The 16,370-nt window shown below is 65.4% G+C and carries 11 protein-coding genes; 9 read left to right on the top strand and 2 right to left on the bottom strand.

The features are described from left to right. Positions 1–86: 86 nt before the first annotated feature. Together P0D68_RS33905 and P0D68_RS33900 are read left to right on the top strand one after the other, a co-directional pair. Positions 87–1,178, top strand: coding sequence for a catalase family peroxidase (locus tag P0D68_RS33905; protein ID WP_408303563.1), 1,092 nt, complete (start codon positions 87–89; stop codon positions 1,176–1,178). After that, positions 1,175–1,714 carry a cytochrome b gene (locus tag P0D68_RS33900; protein WP_091801691.1) on the top strand — a complete coding sequence of 180 codons (540 nt, stop codon included), beginning with the start codon at positions 1,175–1,177 and terminating at the stop codon, positions 1,712–1,714. Before P0D68_RS33905 ends, P0D68_RS33900 begins: the two co-directional genes overlap by 4 nt. 12 nt (positions 1,715–1,726) lie before the next feature. On the opposite strand, the gene P0D68_RS33895 is transcribed toward P0D68_RS33900, so the two are convergent. After that, positions 1,727–4,222 carry a GcvT family protein gene (locus P0D68_RS33895; RefSeq protein WP_408303562.1) on the bottom strand — a complete coding sequence of 832 codons (2,496 nt, stop codon included), beginning with the start codon at positions 4,220–4,222 and terminating at the stop codon, positions 1,727–1,729. Between the two features lie 282 nt (positions 4,223–4,504). On the opposite strand from P0D68_RS33895, the gene P0D68_RS33890 reads away from it, so the two are divergent. The 3 genes from P0D68_RS33890 to P0D68_RS33880 all read left to right on the top strand — a co-directional run bounded on the left by P0D68_RS33890 (position 4,505) and on the right by P0D68_RS33880 (position 10,130). Beyond that, positions 4,505–5,287: a DeoR/GlpR family DNA-binding transcription regulator gene (locus P0D68_RS33890; protein WP_408303561.1), complete on the top strand. Its 783-nt coding sequence runs from the start codon at positions 4,505–4,507 to the stop codon at positions 5,285–5,287. A gap of 126 nt (positions 5,288–5,413) precedes the next feature. Next, positions 5,414–8,872 carry a DEAD/DEAH box helicase gene (locus P0D68_RS33885; RefSeq protein WP_408303560.1) on the top strand — a complete coding sequence of 1,153 codons (3,459 nt, stop codon included), beginning with the start codon at positions 5,414–5,416 and terminating at the stop codon, positions 8,870–8,872. A 460-nt stretch (positions 8,873–9,332) separates the two neighbouring features. Further along, complete coding sequence (locus P0D68_RS33880; protein ID WP_408303559.1) at positions 9,333–10,130, top strand: peptidoglycan DD-metalloendopeptidase family protein; 798 nt, start codon at positions 9,333–9,335, stop codon at positions 10,128–10,130. A gap of 452 nt (positions 10,131–10,582) precedes the next feature. Here P0D68_RS33880 and P0D68_RS33875 read toward each other — a convergent pair whose 3' ends face one another. Next, positions 10,583–11,068: a hypothetical protein gene (locus P0D68_RS33875; RefSeq protein WP_408303586.1), complete on the bottom strand. Its 486-nt coding sequence runs from the start codon at positions 11,066–11,068 to the stop codon at positions 10,583–10,585. Here P0D68_RS33875 and P0D68_RS33870 point away from each other — a divergent pair. The 4 genes from P0D68_RS33870 (at position 10,985) to P0D68_RS33855 (ending at position 16,370) form a co-directional block, all read left to right on the top strand. Beyond that, on the top strand, positions 10,985–11,722 hold the full coding sequence (locus tag P0D68_RS33870) for a response regulator transcription factor (protein ID WP_091801678.1): 738 nt from the start codon (positions 10,985–10,987) through the stop codon (positions 11,720–11,722). The genes P0D68_RS33875 and P0D68_RS33870 overlap by 84 nt on opposite strands. Beyond that, positions 11,719–13,170, top strand: coding sequence for a FecR family protein (locus tag P0D68_RS33865; protein WP_408303558.1), 1,452 nt, complete (start codon positions 11,719–11,721; stop codon positions 13,168–13,170). The genes P0D68_RS33870 and P0D68_RS33865 overlap by 4 nt, the downstream gene beginning before the upstream one ends. 66 nt (positions 13,171–13,236) lie before the next feature. Further along, a complete protein-coding gene (locus tag P0D68_RS33860; protein WP_408303557.1) occupies positions 13,237–15,729 on the top strand; it encodes a CHASE2 domain-containing protein in 2,493 nt (830 codons plus the stop codon). Then, a complete protein-coding gene (locus P0D68_RS33855; protein ID WP_408303555.1) occupies positions 15,726–16,370 on the top strand; it encodes a DUF4136 domain-containing protein in 645 nt (214 codons plus the stop codon). Before P0D68_RS33860 ends, P0D68_RS33855 begins: the two co-directional genes overlap by 4 nt.

The raw sequence follows: 16,370 nt of genomic DNA, 5'->3' as shown, positions 1-16,370 counted from the left end.
GAACGGGCGCGCCGGATATCGCACGGAATAGATCGCGGTATGCAGTGTTAGCCCGGTAAGCGCATCTATCCGATCAAGGAGTTTTCGTGGCAAAACCATCCGTTCCCAACCCCGGGCCTGTCTGCGTGCCTTGCAGGCTCGCCGTGATCGGCGCGGCCGTGCTGGCACTCGCCGGCGGCTTTGCCTACACGGCAGGCTGGCTGACGCCAGCGCGCCTCAGCGCGCCGCGTTTCATCAACACCTTCGAGAAAGTGGCGGGCCAGCCGCATCCAGGCTACCGGCGCAACCATGCCAAGGGCCTGTGTATCGAAGGCTATTTCGACAGTAACGGCGATGGCGCGGCGCTGTCCCACGCCGCTGTATTCGCGCAGGGGCGCACGCCGGTGACGGGCCGCTTCGCGGTGCCCGGCGGCAACCCCTCCGCGCCCGACACCAGTTCGCCTGTGCGCAGCCTCGCGTTGGAATTCCAGCTGCGCAACGGCGAGCAGTGGCGTACAGGAATGAACTCGACGCCCGTTTTCGCGGTGCACACGCCCGAGCAGTTCTATCAGCAACTGGTCGCCGCAACGCCCGATCCGGCGACCGGCAAAGCGGATCCCGCAAAGCTCAAGGCGTTTTACGCCGCCAATCCCGAGACTCAGCCGTTCCAGGCATGGGTCAAGGCGCATCCGCCTTCTTCGAGTCTGGCAAATGGCGCTTATTACAGCATCAACGCATTCCGTTTCACCGACGGCGCCGGCCATACGCGCGCCGTGCGCTGGGCGATGGTGCCCGAGACGCCGTACGCGCCGATCACCGACGCCGAAAAAGCCAAGAAGAATTTTCTCGAAGCCGACCTCGACCAGCGGCTGGAAAACGGCCCGTTGCGCTGGCATCTGATTCTGACCGTCGCCCAACCCGGCGACCCCACGAACGACGCCACGCTGCAATGGCCCGACGATCGTCAGCATATCGACTCGGGCACGCTGGTGATCGATCACACGACGTCGCAGGAAAACGGCGCGTGCCGCGACGTCAACTTCGATCCGACGATCCTGCCGGCCGGCATCGAACCGTCGGACGATCCCTTGCTCGCCGCGCGCTCGGCCGCTTACGCGCTCTCGTACAAACGCCGCACGCGCGAGGAAGCGTTGCACCCCGCGATTCATCAAGCCCAGACAAACGGAGCACACTCATGAGGCCGACGCCCACCCATTTCAGTCCGCTCGCGCGTCTGCTGCACTGGACAATGGCGCCCTTGATCATCGCGATGCTGTTCATCGGCGTGGGCATGGTCGCTACCGTCTCGCGCGCGCACAACACGCTGATTGCGATTCACAAGCCGCTCGGCATTGCGTTGCTGCTGCTTGTGGTGGTGCGTGTGGGCGTGCGACTCACGCGCGGCAGCCCGCCGTTACCGGACGATATGCCCACGCCGCAGCGGTTCGCGGCGAAGGCCTCGCATCTCGTGCTATATGCGTTGATGGCGGCAATGCCGTTGATCGGCTGGGCGATGCTGTCCGCTGCGGGCTATCCGGTCACGCTATACGGTCCGCTGCATCTGCCGCCGATCGCACCGCATAACGTCGAGTTGTTCGCGTTGCTGCGCGCGTTGCATACGTGGCTCGCATTCGCGCTGTTCGCCACGGTGCTGCTGCATCTCGCGGCGGCGTTGTTTCATGGGTTGATCCGCCGCGACGGCGTGTTTTCGAGTATGGCGCGCGGCGAGCGTTAGCGGCTCAGCGCTTTACTGCTTCACGCGTTCCGAACGCGGATCGTAAGGCGCCTTCAGGTGCACGGTGGCCGGCAGCAGTTCGCCGGCGACATCGATCGCGTAGCGGCCGCTGCTCAGGTAGGCGGTATCCGCTGCACCGTCGGGATTGTTCACGTAGCCCATTGCGACCGGACAACCCAGCGTGTGTCCGAACGCCGCCGAGCTGATGAAGCCGACCGGCTTGCCGTCGCGCAGGATCGCCTCGCCGCCCCACAGCATGCGCTGCGTGGCGCCGTCGGCGGTCAGCACCACCATGCGGCGGCGCAGCGGCTCGGCGCGCAATTTCAGCAGCGCGTCGCGGCCGCGAAACGCAATCTCCTTGTCGAGCTTGCACGCGAACGACAGGCCCGCTTCGAACGGATTGGTGTCCGGCGTGAGTTCGCGGCCCCACGCGCGATAGCCTTTTTCGATGCGCAACGAGTCGATTGCATAGTAGCCCGCGTTGACGAGGCCGAACGCCTCGCCCGCCGCGTGCAGCGTTTCGTACACGCCCACCGCGAATTCGACCGGTACATACAGCTCCCAGCCGAGTTCGCCGACGTAGGTGAGGCGCGTGGCCCGCACCGTCGCGTAGCCGAGATCCACTTCGCGGCTTTGGCCGAAAGCGAACGCTTCGTTGCTCCAGTCGGCCTTGGAGACGCTTTGCAGCAGCTCGCGCGAACGTGGGCCCATCACGGCGAGTACGGCGTACTGTCCGGTGACGTCGACGAGCGTGCAGTGCTGGTCGTGCGGAATTGCCCGTTCAATGGTGTCGAAGTCGCGTGTGGTTTGCGCGCTGCCGGTGACTAGCAGGTATTGATCGTCGGCGAGGCGCGTGAGCGTGAAATCCGATTCGTAGCCGCCGCGCTCGTTGAGCATGCCGGTGTATACCGTGGTGCCGGTCGGCACGTCTACGTCGTTGGCGACGATGCCTTGCAGCACGCTTTGCGCGTCGCGGCCCTTCACCAGAAATTTGGAGAACGACGTCATGTCGAACAGCGCGACGCCTTCACGACACGCGCGGTGTTCTGCGCCGCTCCAGGGCAGCCAGTTCTGCTGGCCGAAGGCGTAGTCGATTTTCGCTTCTTCAGGCGAGGGCGCGAAAAAGTTGGCGCGCTCCCAGCCCATCTTGCTGCCGAAGCAGGCGCCCTCGTCACGCAACAGCGAATACAGCGGTGAGCGGCGAAACGGCCGCGCGCTGTCGAGTTCGCGATTCGGCCACGGCATCGCGTAATGCAGGCCGAGCGTTTCCTTCACGCGATCGTGCAGCCACGTGTCGTTGCCGTTGAAGCGCGCGAAGCGGCGAATATCCACCGGCCACAAGTCCATGGTCGGTTCGCCCGCCACGATCCATTCCGCGAGCGCCATGCCGGCGCCGCCCGCCGAGGCGATTCCCATGGAATTGAAACCCGCGCCGACGAAAAAGCGCCGCAACTCAGGTGCTTCGCCCAGCATGAAGTTGTTGTCCGGCGTGAACGACTCGGGGCCGTTATAGAACTGCCGCACCTGGGCCGTTTCGAGCGCGGGCACGCGCTGCAACGCATTTTTCATCAGGATTTCGAACTGATCCCAATCGTCCGGCAGCAACTGGAACTCGAAATTCTCGGGAATGCCGTTCATGCCCCACGGTTTCGCATCCGGTTCGAAGCCGCCCATGACGAGGCCGCCGACTTCTTCCTTGAAGTAGATAAAGCCGTCCGGATCGCGCATGACCGGCAGATCCGGATGCACGCCGGCAATGCGCTCCGTGACAATGTAGTAGTGCTCCGCCGAATGCAGCGGCACGGTCACGCCGCACAGGCGGCCAACCGCCTTGGCCCATTGCCCTGCGCAATTCACGATGATGTCCGCGCTGATCGTGCCTTCTTCGCCGTCCTTGTTGCGCCACGCGAGTCCGCTGACCTCGCGCGCGCCGCTTGCCTTGCCGTCTCGCGCGCTGCGCGTGTGGATTGCCGTGACGCGAGTGTTTTCGACGATGCGCGCGCCGCGCATGCGGGCGCCGCGGGCGAGGGCCTGGGTCAGGTCGGTGGGATTCGCCTTGCCGTCGCCGGGCAGCCAGACCGCGCCGAGCAGGTCGTCGGTGCGCATGACCGGCCACAGGTCGCCGGCTTCCTGCGGGCCGATGACATCGCAAGCCACGCCGTAGGCGCGCGCGACGGCCGCGGTGCGTTTGAGTTGCGTCATCCGCTCGGCGGTGCGGGCCACCGAGAGCGAGCCGCATTGCTTCCAGCCGGTGGCGAGTCCGGTATCGGCTTCGAGTTCGGCGTAGAGCGCGGTCGAATAGCGGATCAGCTTCGTCATGCTCTCCTGGGCGCGCAACTGACCGACGAGGCCGGCCGCATGCCACGTCGTGCCGCACGACAGTTGGCCCTGTTCGAGCAGCACCACATCGGACCAACCCAGTTTGGTCAGATGGTAGGCGACCGAACAGCCGATGATCCCGCCGCCGACGATAACGACGCGAGCGTGCTTGGGAATGGATGTGGACATGTGTGGGAGTGCGTGGATTGAGTTGGCGTAGATTGCCCCAAAAAGACACGAAATGCAACGACCTCTGTCATTGTTGGAAATCCGCTCGTGTCATAGGACCGTCACGCTGCTCAGCCTTGTGTCTCGTCGTTTATCGAGGTCAGGCGTACCTGCGCCGCGGCTCGGCGCGCACCCGCTGCCCGATGGCGCCACAGTGTGGCTTTGCTTGGAAACGAGTGGCTATCAACCCCGAAGAAGCGTGACTTTTGCTAGACTCCACCTGACAGTCACCGCTCAATTTCCATGTTCTCCAACCAGCGCCAAGCCGAAATCCTGCGACTCGTCCGAGAGCAGCGCACCTGCACGATCACCGATCTGGCCGGCCGCTTCGACGTGTCCGACGAAACCATCCGCCGCAATATCAAGCCGTTGATCGCCGACGGCCTGCTGATCAAGGTTCACGGCGGCATCATGCTGCCCGAACGCCTGGATGAACCGCCGTTCCAGCGGCGCATGGCGGCGAGCCTCGAGGGCAAGCGGGCGATCGGCGCGCGCATCGGCGAACTGGTGCGGGACGGCGATTCGCTGATCCTCGAGGGCGGCACGACGTGTCTGCATATCGCGCAGGCGTTGGTGGTCCGATCGCGGCTCACGGTCGTGACCAATTCCATTGAAGTCGCGCGCGTGCTCGCGCCGCGCAATGGCAACCGTGTATTCATCGCGGGCGGCGAGTTGCGCCCGGACGACTGCGCCGCGTTCGGAGACAGCATGCTGGCCTTTCTGCGCCAGTTCCACGTGCGCTACGCGATCGCCTCGGTCACGGCAATCGACATGCAGGGGCGTTTCATGGACGCGCTGCCCGCCGACGTGGCCTTTTCGCTGGCGGCCTTCGCTCAGGCCGAGCGGCGGGTGGTCGCCGCGGACCACGCGAAGTTCGGCCACAGCGCGCTGGTGCACGCTTTCGGCGCGGATGCCGTCGACCTGCTGGTAACGGATGAAGCGCCGGTACCCGCGCTGGCTCAGGTGTTCGCCGCGGCCGGGCTGGATGTGGAGGTGGCCCCACAGCCAGGTGCGTCCAACGCGTAAAATGGCCGGTTACCACAGGCAATCGATGCCGCACGAAAATTCGCCGGCCGGCGCCGCCCACGCTCCGCCCGGGTGATCCTGTCCGCGCGCGCTTGCCTTTGCCGGCTTGAATAGGAATGGACGCCGATGTCGTCAGTTTTCTTTGATCGGGAACGCATTGCGGAATGGCTCGGGGACCACACCGTCGCCAAGGCGCGCTCGGTCGGCCCCGTCACCCACGTGAAATGGCACGGCGCCACGCTGAGCGGCGACGTGCAGGGCACGCAGCGGCTTCCCTATCAAACGCGCGTGCGCTTTCGTACCGATGGCGGTTCACCCTGGGCGCAGGGCGATTGCAGTTGTCCGGTCGGCCGCAACTGCAAGCACGTTGCCGCGTTGCTGCTCGCCGAGCTGAACTATCACGACGAGATGGACCATATCACTCACGTCGAGCCGGACGAGGGCGACACCGCGCGCGACCTGCCGCGCGAACCGATGGCTAACGTCGGAGCGCCGTCAGGCGTGCGGCCCGAACTGGTCAGTTGGCTCGAACGTTTTCGCGCCCGCGCCGAGGCTGCGGATGCGGACGCCCAGAAGGCGAGTGCTCCGCGCTCGCAGACCCTGGCTTACCGGCTTAACTGGTCCAGCTTCCACATGCGCCACGAGGTCGTGCTGTACCGCGCGCGCTGCGATGCGCACGGCGCGATCATCGCGGTCGACGAACCTTGGGGCAATGTGGAAGCGGCGCTCCTCAAGCAGCCGAAGTTCGTCTCCGACGAAGACCTGTCGATCCTGCGCGGCCTGTGGCTCGGCCGCTCACGCGAGGACTTCGGACAGTTCATCCTGCGTGGCACGAGCGGCGCGGAGATGCTGCAGAAGCTGATCGCGACCGGCCGGCTATTCTTCGACTTCACGCCCGACTCCGGTCACGACGGACCCGCGCCGCTCGCGCGCGGCGCCGACCGGCCCGGCCGGATCGAATGGGAGCCGCTCGCCGACGAGCGCCTGCGGCCCGTGCTGTGCACCGAGCCGCGCGCGAGCATGGTGCTGCCCACCGAACCGGTCTGGTATGTGGATGGCGTCGCGAATGAAGCTGGCATCGTTCAATCGTCGCTGCCGTTCCAGCAGTTGCCGGATTACCTCGCCATGCCGCCTATCTCGCTCGCCGAAGCGCCACTGGTCGCCTCGGTGCTGCGCGAGATCGCGCCCGAGTTGCCGCTGCCGCCCACGCACGACGCGTCCGCGATTCGCGTGATCGACGTCGATCCCGTGCCGGTGCTCACGCTCAACAGCCACGCGCTGCCGTCGGCGACGAGCAAGGCGGGTTTGCGTCAATCCGCTGCGGTCGAACTGGCGGGCGTCAGTTTTGATTACGACGGCGTGAGCATCAATGTCGACAGCAGCGTGACGCTCGTGCCAATGCCGGGCGGCGACGTGATTCATATCCGCCGCCGCTACGAGGCCGAGAAAAAGCGTCTGCTCGAACTGCGCAAGACCGGCTTGCAGAAGGTGCCGACCAGCCGCGTCTACGCGTCGCGCCTGCTGCCCGACACCATGCTCGGCCTGCCCGATGCCGAGGCGTGGACCGCGTTCGTCAACGACGCCGTGCCGGAGCTCGTGAGCAAGGGCTGGCGCGTGACGATGGCGCCCGAGTTCCGCTACAACGTCATCGAAATCGATGCGATCGAAGGCACCGCGCATCAGGCAGGCGACGGCTGGTTCGATCTGGAGATGGGTATCCGCATCGGCGAGCGCAACGTGCGGCTCGAACCGCTGCTTGCCGACCTGTTCCGGCGCGACCGGCGCTGGCTGAGCGGCGCGCTCGAAGCCATTGCCGACGACGAGCCGATCGAGTTGAAGACCGAGGAGAACAAGCGTTTGCGCTTGCGCGCCGACCGTCTGAAGCCGGTGGTGCGCGTGCTCGTCGATCTGTTCGACGCGCTCGGCGGCTCGCTCGCCGAGGGTGCGCCGCTGCGTGTGGCGTCCGTCGACGCGGGCCGGCTGGAGGCGTTGAACGGCACCGGCCGCTGGCAATTTCGCGGCGAAGATTCGATCCGGCAACTGGCGCAGCGTCTGCAGGCCGGTCCGGGGCTACGCGAGGTGCCGGTGCCGCGCGGCCTGAAGGCCGAACTGCGCGTCTATCAGCAACAGGGCTTGAACTGGATGCAGTTTCTGCGCGAACACGATCTCGCCGGCGTACTCGCCGACGACATGGGTCTGGGCAAGACGGTGCAGACGCTTGCCCATATCCTCGCGGAGAAAGAGGCGGGGCGTCTGAACCGGCCCGTGCTGATCGTCGTGCCGACCACGCTCGTGCACAACTGGCGCGAGGAAGCGCGACGCTTCGCGCCCGAACTGAAGGTCCTGGTGTTGAACGGCCCGCAGCGCAAGGAGCGTTTCGAGCAGATCGGCGAACACGAACTGATTCTGACCACCTACGCGCTGCTGTGGCGCGATCAGAAGGTGCTCGCCGAGCACGAGTATCACCTGCTGATTCTCGACGAAGCGCAGTACGTGAAGAATGCCACCACCAAAGCCGCGCAGGCCATTCGCGGTTTGCGCGCGCGGCATCGGCTGTGTTTGACGGGCACGCCGCTCGAGAATCATCTCGGCGAGCTGTGGTCGCAGTTCGATTTTCTGTTGCCGGGGTTTCTCGGCAGCCAGAAAGACTTCACCAAACGCTGGCGCAATCCGATCGAGAAGAACGGCGACGGCGTGCGCCGCGCTTTGCTGGCGCGGCGCATCCGGCCGTTCATGCTGCGCCGTCGCAAGGACGAAGTCGCCAAAGAGTTGCCGGCCAAGACCACGATTGTGTGCTCCGTGGACCTGGAAGGCGCGCAGCGCGACCTCTACGAAACCGTGCGCACGGCAATGCAGGAGAAAGTGCGCGCGGCGGTCAGCGCGCAGGGTCTCGCGCGCAGCCACATCATCGTGCTCGATGCGTTGCTGAAGCTGCGCCAGGTGTGCTGCGATCCGCGCCTTGTTCGCACGCTCAAGACCACCGGCGAGGCGGGCGAGGGGCCGGACTCGCGCGACAGAGTGGATAAGGTCGAGAAGGGCGCGCGCGCCATGCGTTCCGCCAAGCTCGACCTGCTCCTGTCGATGCTGCCGGAACTGATCGAGGAAGGGCGCCGCGTGCTGTTGTTCTCGCAGTTCACCGGCATGTTGTCGCTGATCGCCGAAGCGCTCGAAGAAGCCGCCATTCCGTACGTCGTGCTCACCGGCGATACGGCCGATCGCGTGACGCCTGTCGAGCGTTTCCAGCAAGGCGAGGTGCCGTTGTTCCTGATCAGCCTGAAGGCCGGCGGCGTGGGCCTGAATCTGACCGCCGCCGACACGGTGATCCACTACGACCCGTGGTGGAACCCGGCTGCCGAGAATCAGGCAACGGACCGCGCGCATCGGCTAGGGCAGGACAAGCCCGTGTTCGTGTACAAGCTGATTGCGGCGGGCAGCATCGAAGAAAAGATCGTGGAGTTGCAGGAGCAGAAGGCGGGACTGGCCGACAGCATTCTTTCCGAAGACGCCGCCGGCGCCGCCAAGTTCTCGGACGACGACCTCGAAGCGCTGTTCGCGCCGATGCCGGAAATCGAAGGCGGCAGATAACGCGCGCCGTGATCGCGATTGCGCCCGGTTGTGCGGGCAGGAATGCGCGCTCGGTGCGGCGGCGGATCTAACGCCAGACCACATCTCAGAACGTCCGGGGCGCATGCCGCGCCACGCGACGTCGCGCCCGTTCGCGGCGTTCAAATATCCCCAGTTTTGCCGTTGCTTAGTCCAGAAGCGTGACAAATAGTCAACGCGCGCTGCGTTCGCGGCGATGCCGTCAACGCTTTCGCCTGACACTCGTTGAACACGCGACCGTGAAGGTCAGGACAACGCAGTACGTCAAGGACATGCCATCAATGAAGAAGCCGATTTTTGCCACCGCCGTCACGCGCGCTGCCGAATGAATTGCAGCATGCAATGGCAATGCACTACTACATCACGCCCCATAGCGGTTGTGCCGACAACCTCGGCTAGCTACCTACACGATTTACCCGCGCACTTTAACGAATTCCTTTCGATGAAATCCTGTTTTTTCCGATGCGTCAGATCGGGCTTTTCCATGTTGTTCGCGTTGTCGCTGGCCGGATCGTTGACGGGCTGCGCGCCATCCAGATTGGGCAAAATGCCTGTCGCTTCGGCCAATGTTGCCGGCTCGTCGACGCCCACCGCTTCACCCGCATCTGAATTCGCTGCAACGGTGCCCGCCGGTTTCTACCGCGTCAATTCTGGCGATACGCAGACCGGTGTTGCCAAGGCGTTCGGCCGCGAGGCCGCCGCGCTCGCGCAGTGGAACCATCTGGCGCCCGACGACGGCCTGCAAGCCGGTCAGGTGCTGCGCGTCGCTCCGCCAATAGTCGATGATGGCTCACCGGCATCGCCCGCGCGATCGGACTCGCTTATGCAAGCGCGCGCGATCTTCGCGGAAGGCTCGGAAGAAGCTCCGCCCGCCAAGGCGCGACTCGCGTGGCCGGCCGGCGGCGCCGTGCTCGAGCATTTTGTTGCGGGCAGCACGAAGGGGATCGTGATCGGCGGGCAGCCCGGCGAACCGGTGAGGGCGGCCTCGGGCGGCCGTGTCGTGTACGCGGGCGGCCGGATCGCAGCGTACGGCAAGCTGATCATCATCAAGCACGATACGCATCTGTTGACGGCGTACGGCAACAACCGCGCGCTGCGCGTCAAGGAAGGCACGGCCGTCAGGGCGGGCGATGCGATCGCCGAAATGGGCGCGGACGATCGAGCGCAAGCGTCGTTGCGCTTCGAAGTGCGCGTGGACGGCAAACCCGTCGACCCGCTCAGATACCTCCCCGAGCGCTAGAGACGTGAACGGATGCTGCGGCGGTGTTTCCGGCAAACGACAGCATCTGTAACAAACCGTCTGCGTCTGTAAATGCGCTGCCGCCGCCTCTTCAAGTCATACCATTTTCAGAGTGAGACGACATAACGCTTCTATGCGCGACGCATTATCGTTTGCGTAATAGCTACCTGATCCCAGGTTACAAAGGCAGTTTTTTCATCTTGAGCTGCAATTTCGGAGCGGCTATTTTTAGGTCACTCGTGCGGTTAGACCCCCGCGAGCGTGTAGTGTTTTGAGCGGCGTCGGCCTTCAAAAGAAGGGGCGCCGCATTTTTTCCCTAACTCACACCTTGGGCTTAACAATCTTTAAACGATTTATTTTGAGACTGTTTCTATACTGACTCGCAAATTGTCAAATCGCGGTTTCCCAAGTGGGGGACGCAGCCTGAGAAAGACAACGGCGAACGGGGCCAACTACCGTGCGGGCGAGACCAGCCGCTGAAAACGACGACCCTTGCGGTCGATGCACACACACACGGCGCGGCGGGCGACTGTGCCGCTGAAAATGCTGGGATGGTTGAACAACCGCATCGCCTGACCGGAGATTCGCGTGATCTTATCCGGGAAAAGAACAGCCGTTTTTTCGATTATGATGACCTGCCCCTCGATACGCGGCGCGATAAAGCGAACACTGCGCGCTAATTTTGAGACGGAGGCGGGATCGAACAGGGCGCAAGGCAAAGGACCACAAGTCGAAAAATGTGCCGCCGAAGATGAAATTGGAAGCCGGATCGTCGGTGCTTGTGCCGTCATCCCGGTCATCTGCCGGTCAGCCGGCCACCAGTTACGAACGACGATGTCGCGTTGCGGGGTTTTATGAGAATTGCTGTCCTGGATGACGATTCGGCTCAGGCCGACCTTGTTTGCCAAACGCTGTCGGCGGCGGGTCATATCTGTCACGCATACGGCGCGGGTCGCGAACTGGTGCGGCAGCTGCGCCGTCAGACGTTCGATCTGCTGGTGCTCGACTGGAACGTGCCCGACATGTCGGGTGAAGAGGTGCTGCGCTGGGTGCGGGAAAGTCTTTCCGAGCGCCTGCCGGTGCTGTTCATGACGAGCCGCGGCCGTGAAACCGACATCACGTCGATTCTCAACACGGGTGCGGACGACTACGTCGTCAAACCGGTTTCCGCCGCGGTCTTGCTGGCGCGAGTCGGCTCCTTGCTGCGCCGCGCTTATCACCTCAAGCCGGCCGCGGTGAAGGAAGTTTTCGGCGAATTCGAATTCGATCTGGGCGCGAAGCACGTGGTGGTGCGCGGCACGGCGGTTGCCGTCACGCAGAAGGAATTCGACCTCGCGCTGTTGCTGTTCCAGCATCTGAGCCGGCCACTCTCGCGCGCGCACATTCTCGACGTGATCTGGAAGCAGGCGACCGACATTCCGTCGCGCACCATGGACACGCACGTATCGATGCTGCGCAGCAAGCTCGGTTTGCGCCCGGAGCACGGTTACCGTCTGACGCCGATTTACGGCTATGGCTACCGGCTGGAGCGGATCGAATCCGCCGCGCCGTCGGCGGCGCTCGGCCAACGCCCTGAAGCGGGGGACGCGTGACGTTGTCCGCCGGTGTGGCGCCGCGCGGCAGCGCGGTTTCGCCGGGCCGCCGCGGTGGCGCGTTGCTCGCAGCCGCCGGCGTGCTCGCGATGGCCTGCTTCGCGCCGGCATCATCGATTGCGCAGTCGATGCGTGCGCCGAAGCCGCGTGCGAAAGCCGCGGCGCCCGTGTACGTGTCGTATGTGACGCACGAGGGCGACACGCTGTACGACATCGCGGGCCACTATCTGCGCGATCCGAACGATTGGGCTGTGTTGAGCCGCGTGAATCATGTGCCCGCGCCGCGCCGCATGCCGGCCGGAGTCGTGTTGCGCCTGCCCGCCGACAAGCTCAAACAGGAACAGGAATCGGCCCGCGTGATTGCGACGAGCGGCCCGGTCGAGCATGCGTTCGGCAAGAATCCCTACGTGCCGCTCACGCAAGGCGCGACGCTGGGCGAGGGCGATAGCATCCGCACCGGCGAAAACGGTTTTGTGTCGCTGGAATTGCCCGACGGCTCGCATGTCACGGTAGCGCAGAACGGGCTGCTGGATGTCAGCACGCTACGGCGCACCACGCTGACCGGCGCCAGCGATCGCGTGCTCGAATTGCGCAGCGGCGAAGTCGAGAGCCAGGTCACGCATGCGACGAAAAAAGACGACCGCTTCCAGATCCGCTCGCCGTCCGTCGTGGCCGGCGTGCGCGGAACGCGCTTCAAGGTCGCCTACGACGGCGACGCGCGAATCACCGCAGTGGAAGTGCTGGACGGAGCGGTCGGCGTCGACCCTGCCGCGCTCGGCGGGCGCGTCCCGCCGCCGCCGGGCGTGCCGCTGCAGGCTTCCGCGCAGCTCGTGAAGGCGCGCTTCGGCAGCGTGACGCGGGAAGGCGAGACGATCGGCGGGCCGGTCGAACTGCTGCCCGCGCCCGCGCTCGCGCAGCCGGCCAAAGTGCAGGACGGCAAGACGGTCGCGTTCGACCTCGTTCCGGCCGAGCACGCCGTGGCGTATCGCGTGCAGATCGCACGCGACGCCGACCAGCTCGACCTGATCCGCGATCTGCGCGCGAGCGGGCCGCACGCGGATTTCGGCGACCTGCCCGACGGCACCTATTTCGTGCGCATTGCCGCGATCGACGGCAACGGACTCGAAGGACTGCCGCAGGTGTATGCGTTCGAGCGCCGTCAGCTTGGGCTGGCCGCCTCGGCCGGCCAGCGCGCCGGCAGCCGCGACTATGAGTTCCGCTGGTTCGTGAGCCGCGCCACGGTCGAGACGCGCTTCCGTTTCGTGCTGGCGAAGACGGCCGATCTGCGGCATCCGCTCGTGGACCGCACCGATTTGTCCGGCGGCCAACTGGTCGTGAGCGATCTGCCGGCCGGCGATTACTATTGGACGATCGTCGCCGAGCAGTTCGAGAACGGCCGCCTCTACGAAAAGAGCAGCGCCGTGCGCTCGTTTACGCTTGCGCGCTGACGCTGATAGATTCACGGGGCTGAGCGATTCATCAGCCCGCTTCCTGGCTCCGAACCAAACAACGCTTTGCCGACCACTCCTACGCGCCTGAGCCTCGATCCGCGCGCCCGTCTCGGACGGCGCGCCGGCCGCCGCTTCCTGATCGAATGGGCGGGTATCGGCTGCCTCGGTGTCGTGGTGATTCTGCTCAGTTCGCTCGGCCGTCTGAGCGCGAGCGTCGATCATCTGGTCTATGACCGCTTTCTGAGCCTGCGCGCACAGCCTGTGCTGCACGATATCGTGGTGCTCGAAATCGACAACGCGAGCATCGCGCAACTGGGCCGCTGGCCGTGGCCGCGCAGTGTCCATGCGAAGCTGCTCGAACAGATCGCGAAAGCGAATCCCGCCGCGGTGATCTACGACGTGCTGTTCACCGAGCCCAATGCGCAAGATGCCGAACTGGCCCCCGCTATCGCGCTGAGTCCGACCTATCTGCCGATACTGCTCGGCGCGCCCGACAGCGCCGGGCGCCGCACCGTGGTCGAGCCGGTGGCGCCGCTCGCGCATGCGGCGGCGGGGCTCGGCCATATCAATCTCGAAGTCGACAGCGACGGAATCGTGCGCAGCGTCGCGCAATATGAGGGCGACGCCGATGCGCGCTGGCCGCAATTGATGGTGCCGGTCGCCCAGGCCGTCGAGCATGGCGTGCTGCACCTGAACGGCGGACAGCCCACCCGTGCTTCCGCCGTGGCCTCGCCCGACAGCGACGACGACGGCCGTTTCCTCATTCCCTTCGGTCCCAACGCCCAGAACTATCCGAAGCTGAGTTTTGCCCGCGTGCTCTCCGGCGACGTGTCGCCGGAGCAGTTGCGCGGCCGCATCGTGCTGATCGGCGTGACCGCGTCCGGTTTGTACGACCGCTTTGCGACGCCGGTGTCGGGCGAACTCGGGCCATTGCCCGGCGTGTATATCCATGCCAACGTGCTCGACACGCTGCTGACCGGCCGCGAGATCGAGCCGGCCGCGCGCTGGGCGCTATTCGCGGTGTCGCTGGTGCCGCTCGCCGCGCTGCTGGCCGGTTTTCTGGTGTTGTCGCCGCGCCGTTCGCTGCTGCTGACCGGCGCGCTGTGCCTGCTCGCGGCGTCCGGCAGCGCCGCCTTGCTCTACGGCGCGCGGCTCTGGATGTCGCCGGTGCCGGCGATCGTCGGCGTGGTGGTCGTCTATCCGATCTGGAACTGGCGGCGGCTTGAAATGACCATGGCCTATCTGCGCGAAGAACTGCAGCGTCTCGCCGACGAACCCCATCTGCTGCCGGAAACGCCGCAGCGCCGCCGCGAGTTCGGCGGCGACGTGCTGGAGCAGCACATGGCGCTGATGGCGCAGGCCGCGCAGCGTGTGCAGGACATGAAGCGCTTCGTGTGGGACAGCCTCGACAGCATGCCGGAGCCGATCCTCGTCAGCGACGTGCGCGGCGTCGTGCTGATCGCTAACCATGCCGCCAAGGCGCATTTCGCGCGTCTCGCCGCGCCGCTGCCCGAAGGCCGCCCGATGCAGGCCGTGCTGGGCGGCCTGACGCTCGTGAAGACGATCGACAGCGACGCGGCGTCGGATGCCGAAAACAACCTGTTCGCCCGCGCGCACTGGCCGGCGCCGCTCGATCCGGCGCGCCATGAATTCGCCGCGCTGATGGCGCACGGCGTGGAAGTGCGCGACGCGCGCGAGCGCGACCATTTGCTGCGTTACGCGAACTGCACCAACGAGCAGGGCGAGACCACCGGCTGGATTGCGGGCCTCGTCGACGTGTCGGCCCTGCATGCGGCCGAGCGTCAACGGGAAGATGCGCTGCGGCTCCTGTCGCACGACATGCGCTCGCCGCAGGCATCGATTCTCGCGCTGGTGGAGATCGAGCGCGCCCGTAGCGAGCCGGTGCTCGCGCGCGGTTTGCTGGAGCGCATCGAGCGCTACGCGCAGCGCGCGCTCACGCTGGCCGACGACTTCGTGCAACTGGCGCGCGCCGAATCGCAAACCTATGTGCTGGAACCGGTGAATCTGACCGAATTGCTTATCGACGCCAGCGACGAAGTCTGGCCGCAGGCGCACGCCAAGCGTATTACGTTGCTCACCGAAACCGCCGCGGCCGACGGGACCGGCGCCGATGACGACGACCACTGGATCTGCGCCGACCGTTCGTTGATGACGCGCGCGCTCGTCAACATTCTGAACAACGCGGTCAAATACAGTCCGCCGGATACGCGGATCGTATGCAGCGTGGCGAGCCCGACACAGAAGGCGGTGCCGGGTGCGGCGAGGCGCGTGTCGTGCACGATTCGCGACCAGGGCTACGGCATTCCGAAGGAACAGCAGGCGGGCCTGTTCGAGCGCTTCCGGCGCTTTCACGAAGCCGAGCGCCCGGAAGTGGGCGGCGCGGGGCTCGGCATGGCCTTCGTCAAGACGGTCGTCACGCGCCACGGCGGCGATGTCGAGGTGGCGAGCGAACCCGGTCAGGGCACGGCGTTCACGATCCGTCTGCCGGTGCTCGAAGACGCGCAATCCGGCGCTTTCCTCACGCCGCGCACGTGACGTATGACTATGCACCTTATCGAAGCGAGAAGATCGTGAAAGCCATCCTGTTCTGTGCCGCGCTGGCCGCGGCGAGTCTGACCGGTTGCACCGGCCTGAGCGCCGACGTGCATACCGCCGACACCTCGAACGCCGCCGCCGCGTTGCAAGGCGAACGGACCTATGCGATCACGCGCATGCCGTCGCAAGAGGCCGGCGCGGATCATCCGCGCTTCGAAAGCTTGCTGGCGGATGAACTGGCAAAGCAGGGCTTCGTTGAAATGGCGGATCGATCCGCGCGTTATCTGCTCTCGATTGCTTACGACACGCGGCCGGCGACGATCGGCGTCAGTGAAAAAGGCTGCGCGCCGGGCGCCTGCGAACGAGCGCCCGATGCACCGTTCTCGCTGTTCGGCGGCCCTGTCTATCGGCACGCGCTGACGCTGCGGTTTTTCGAGCGCGCGAGCGGGCGGGAGGTCTATAAAGTCAGCGCGTCGAGCAGCGATCGCGACGCGGATCCGCTGCATGCCATGCCGGCGCTCGTCAAAAGCGCGCTGGCCAGGTTTCCCTTCGACGCGCCGCGCGACTGGCGCGTGAAACTGCGTGCTGACGAGACGAGTGGCGTGCCGACGGTGATGTCGGTGAAGCCGCTGCAACCGTAG

Origin of the sequence: Paraburkholderia sp. RL17-380-BIE-A, assembly GCF_046028085.1 — a bacterium.
Classification (GTDB): Bacteria; Pseudomonadota; Gammaproteobacteria; order Burkholderiales; family Burkholderiaceae; genus Paraburkholderia.
The sequence above is the reverse complement of the archived record's forward strand: the minus strand, read 5'-3'. Positions and strand labels throughout refer to the sequence as shown.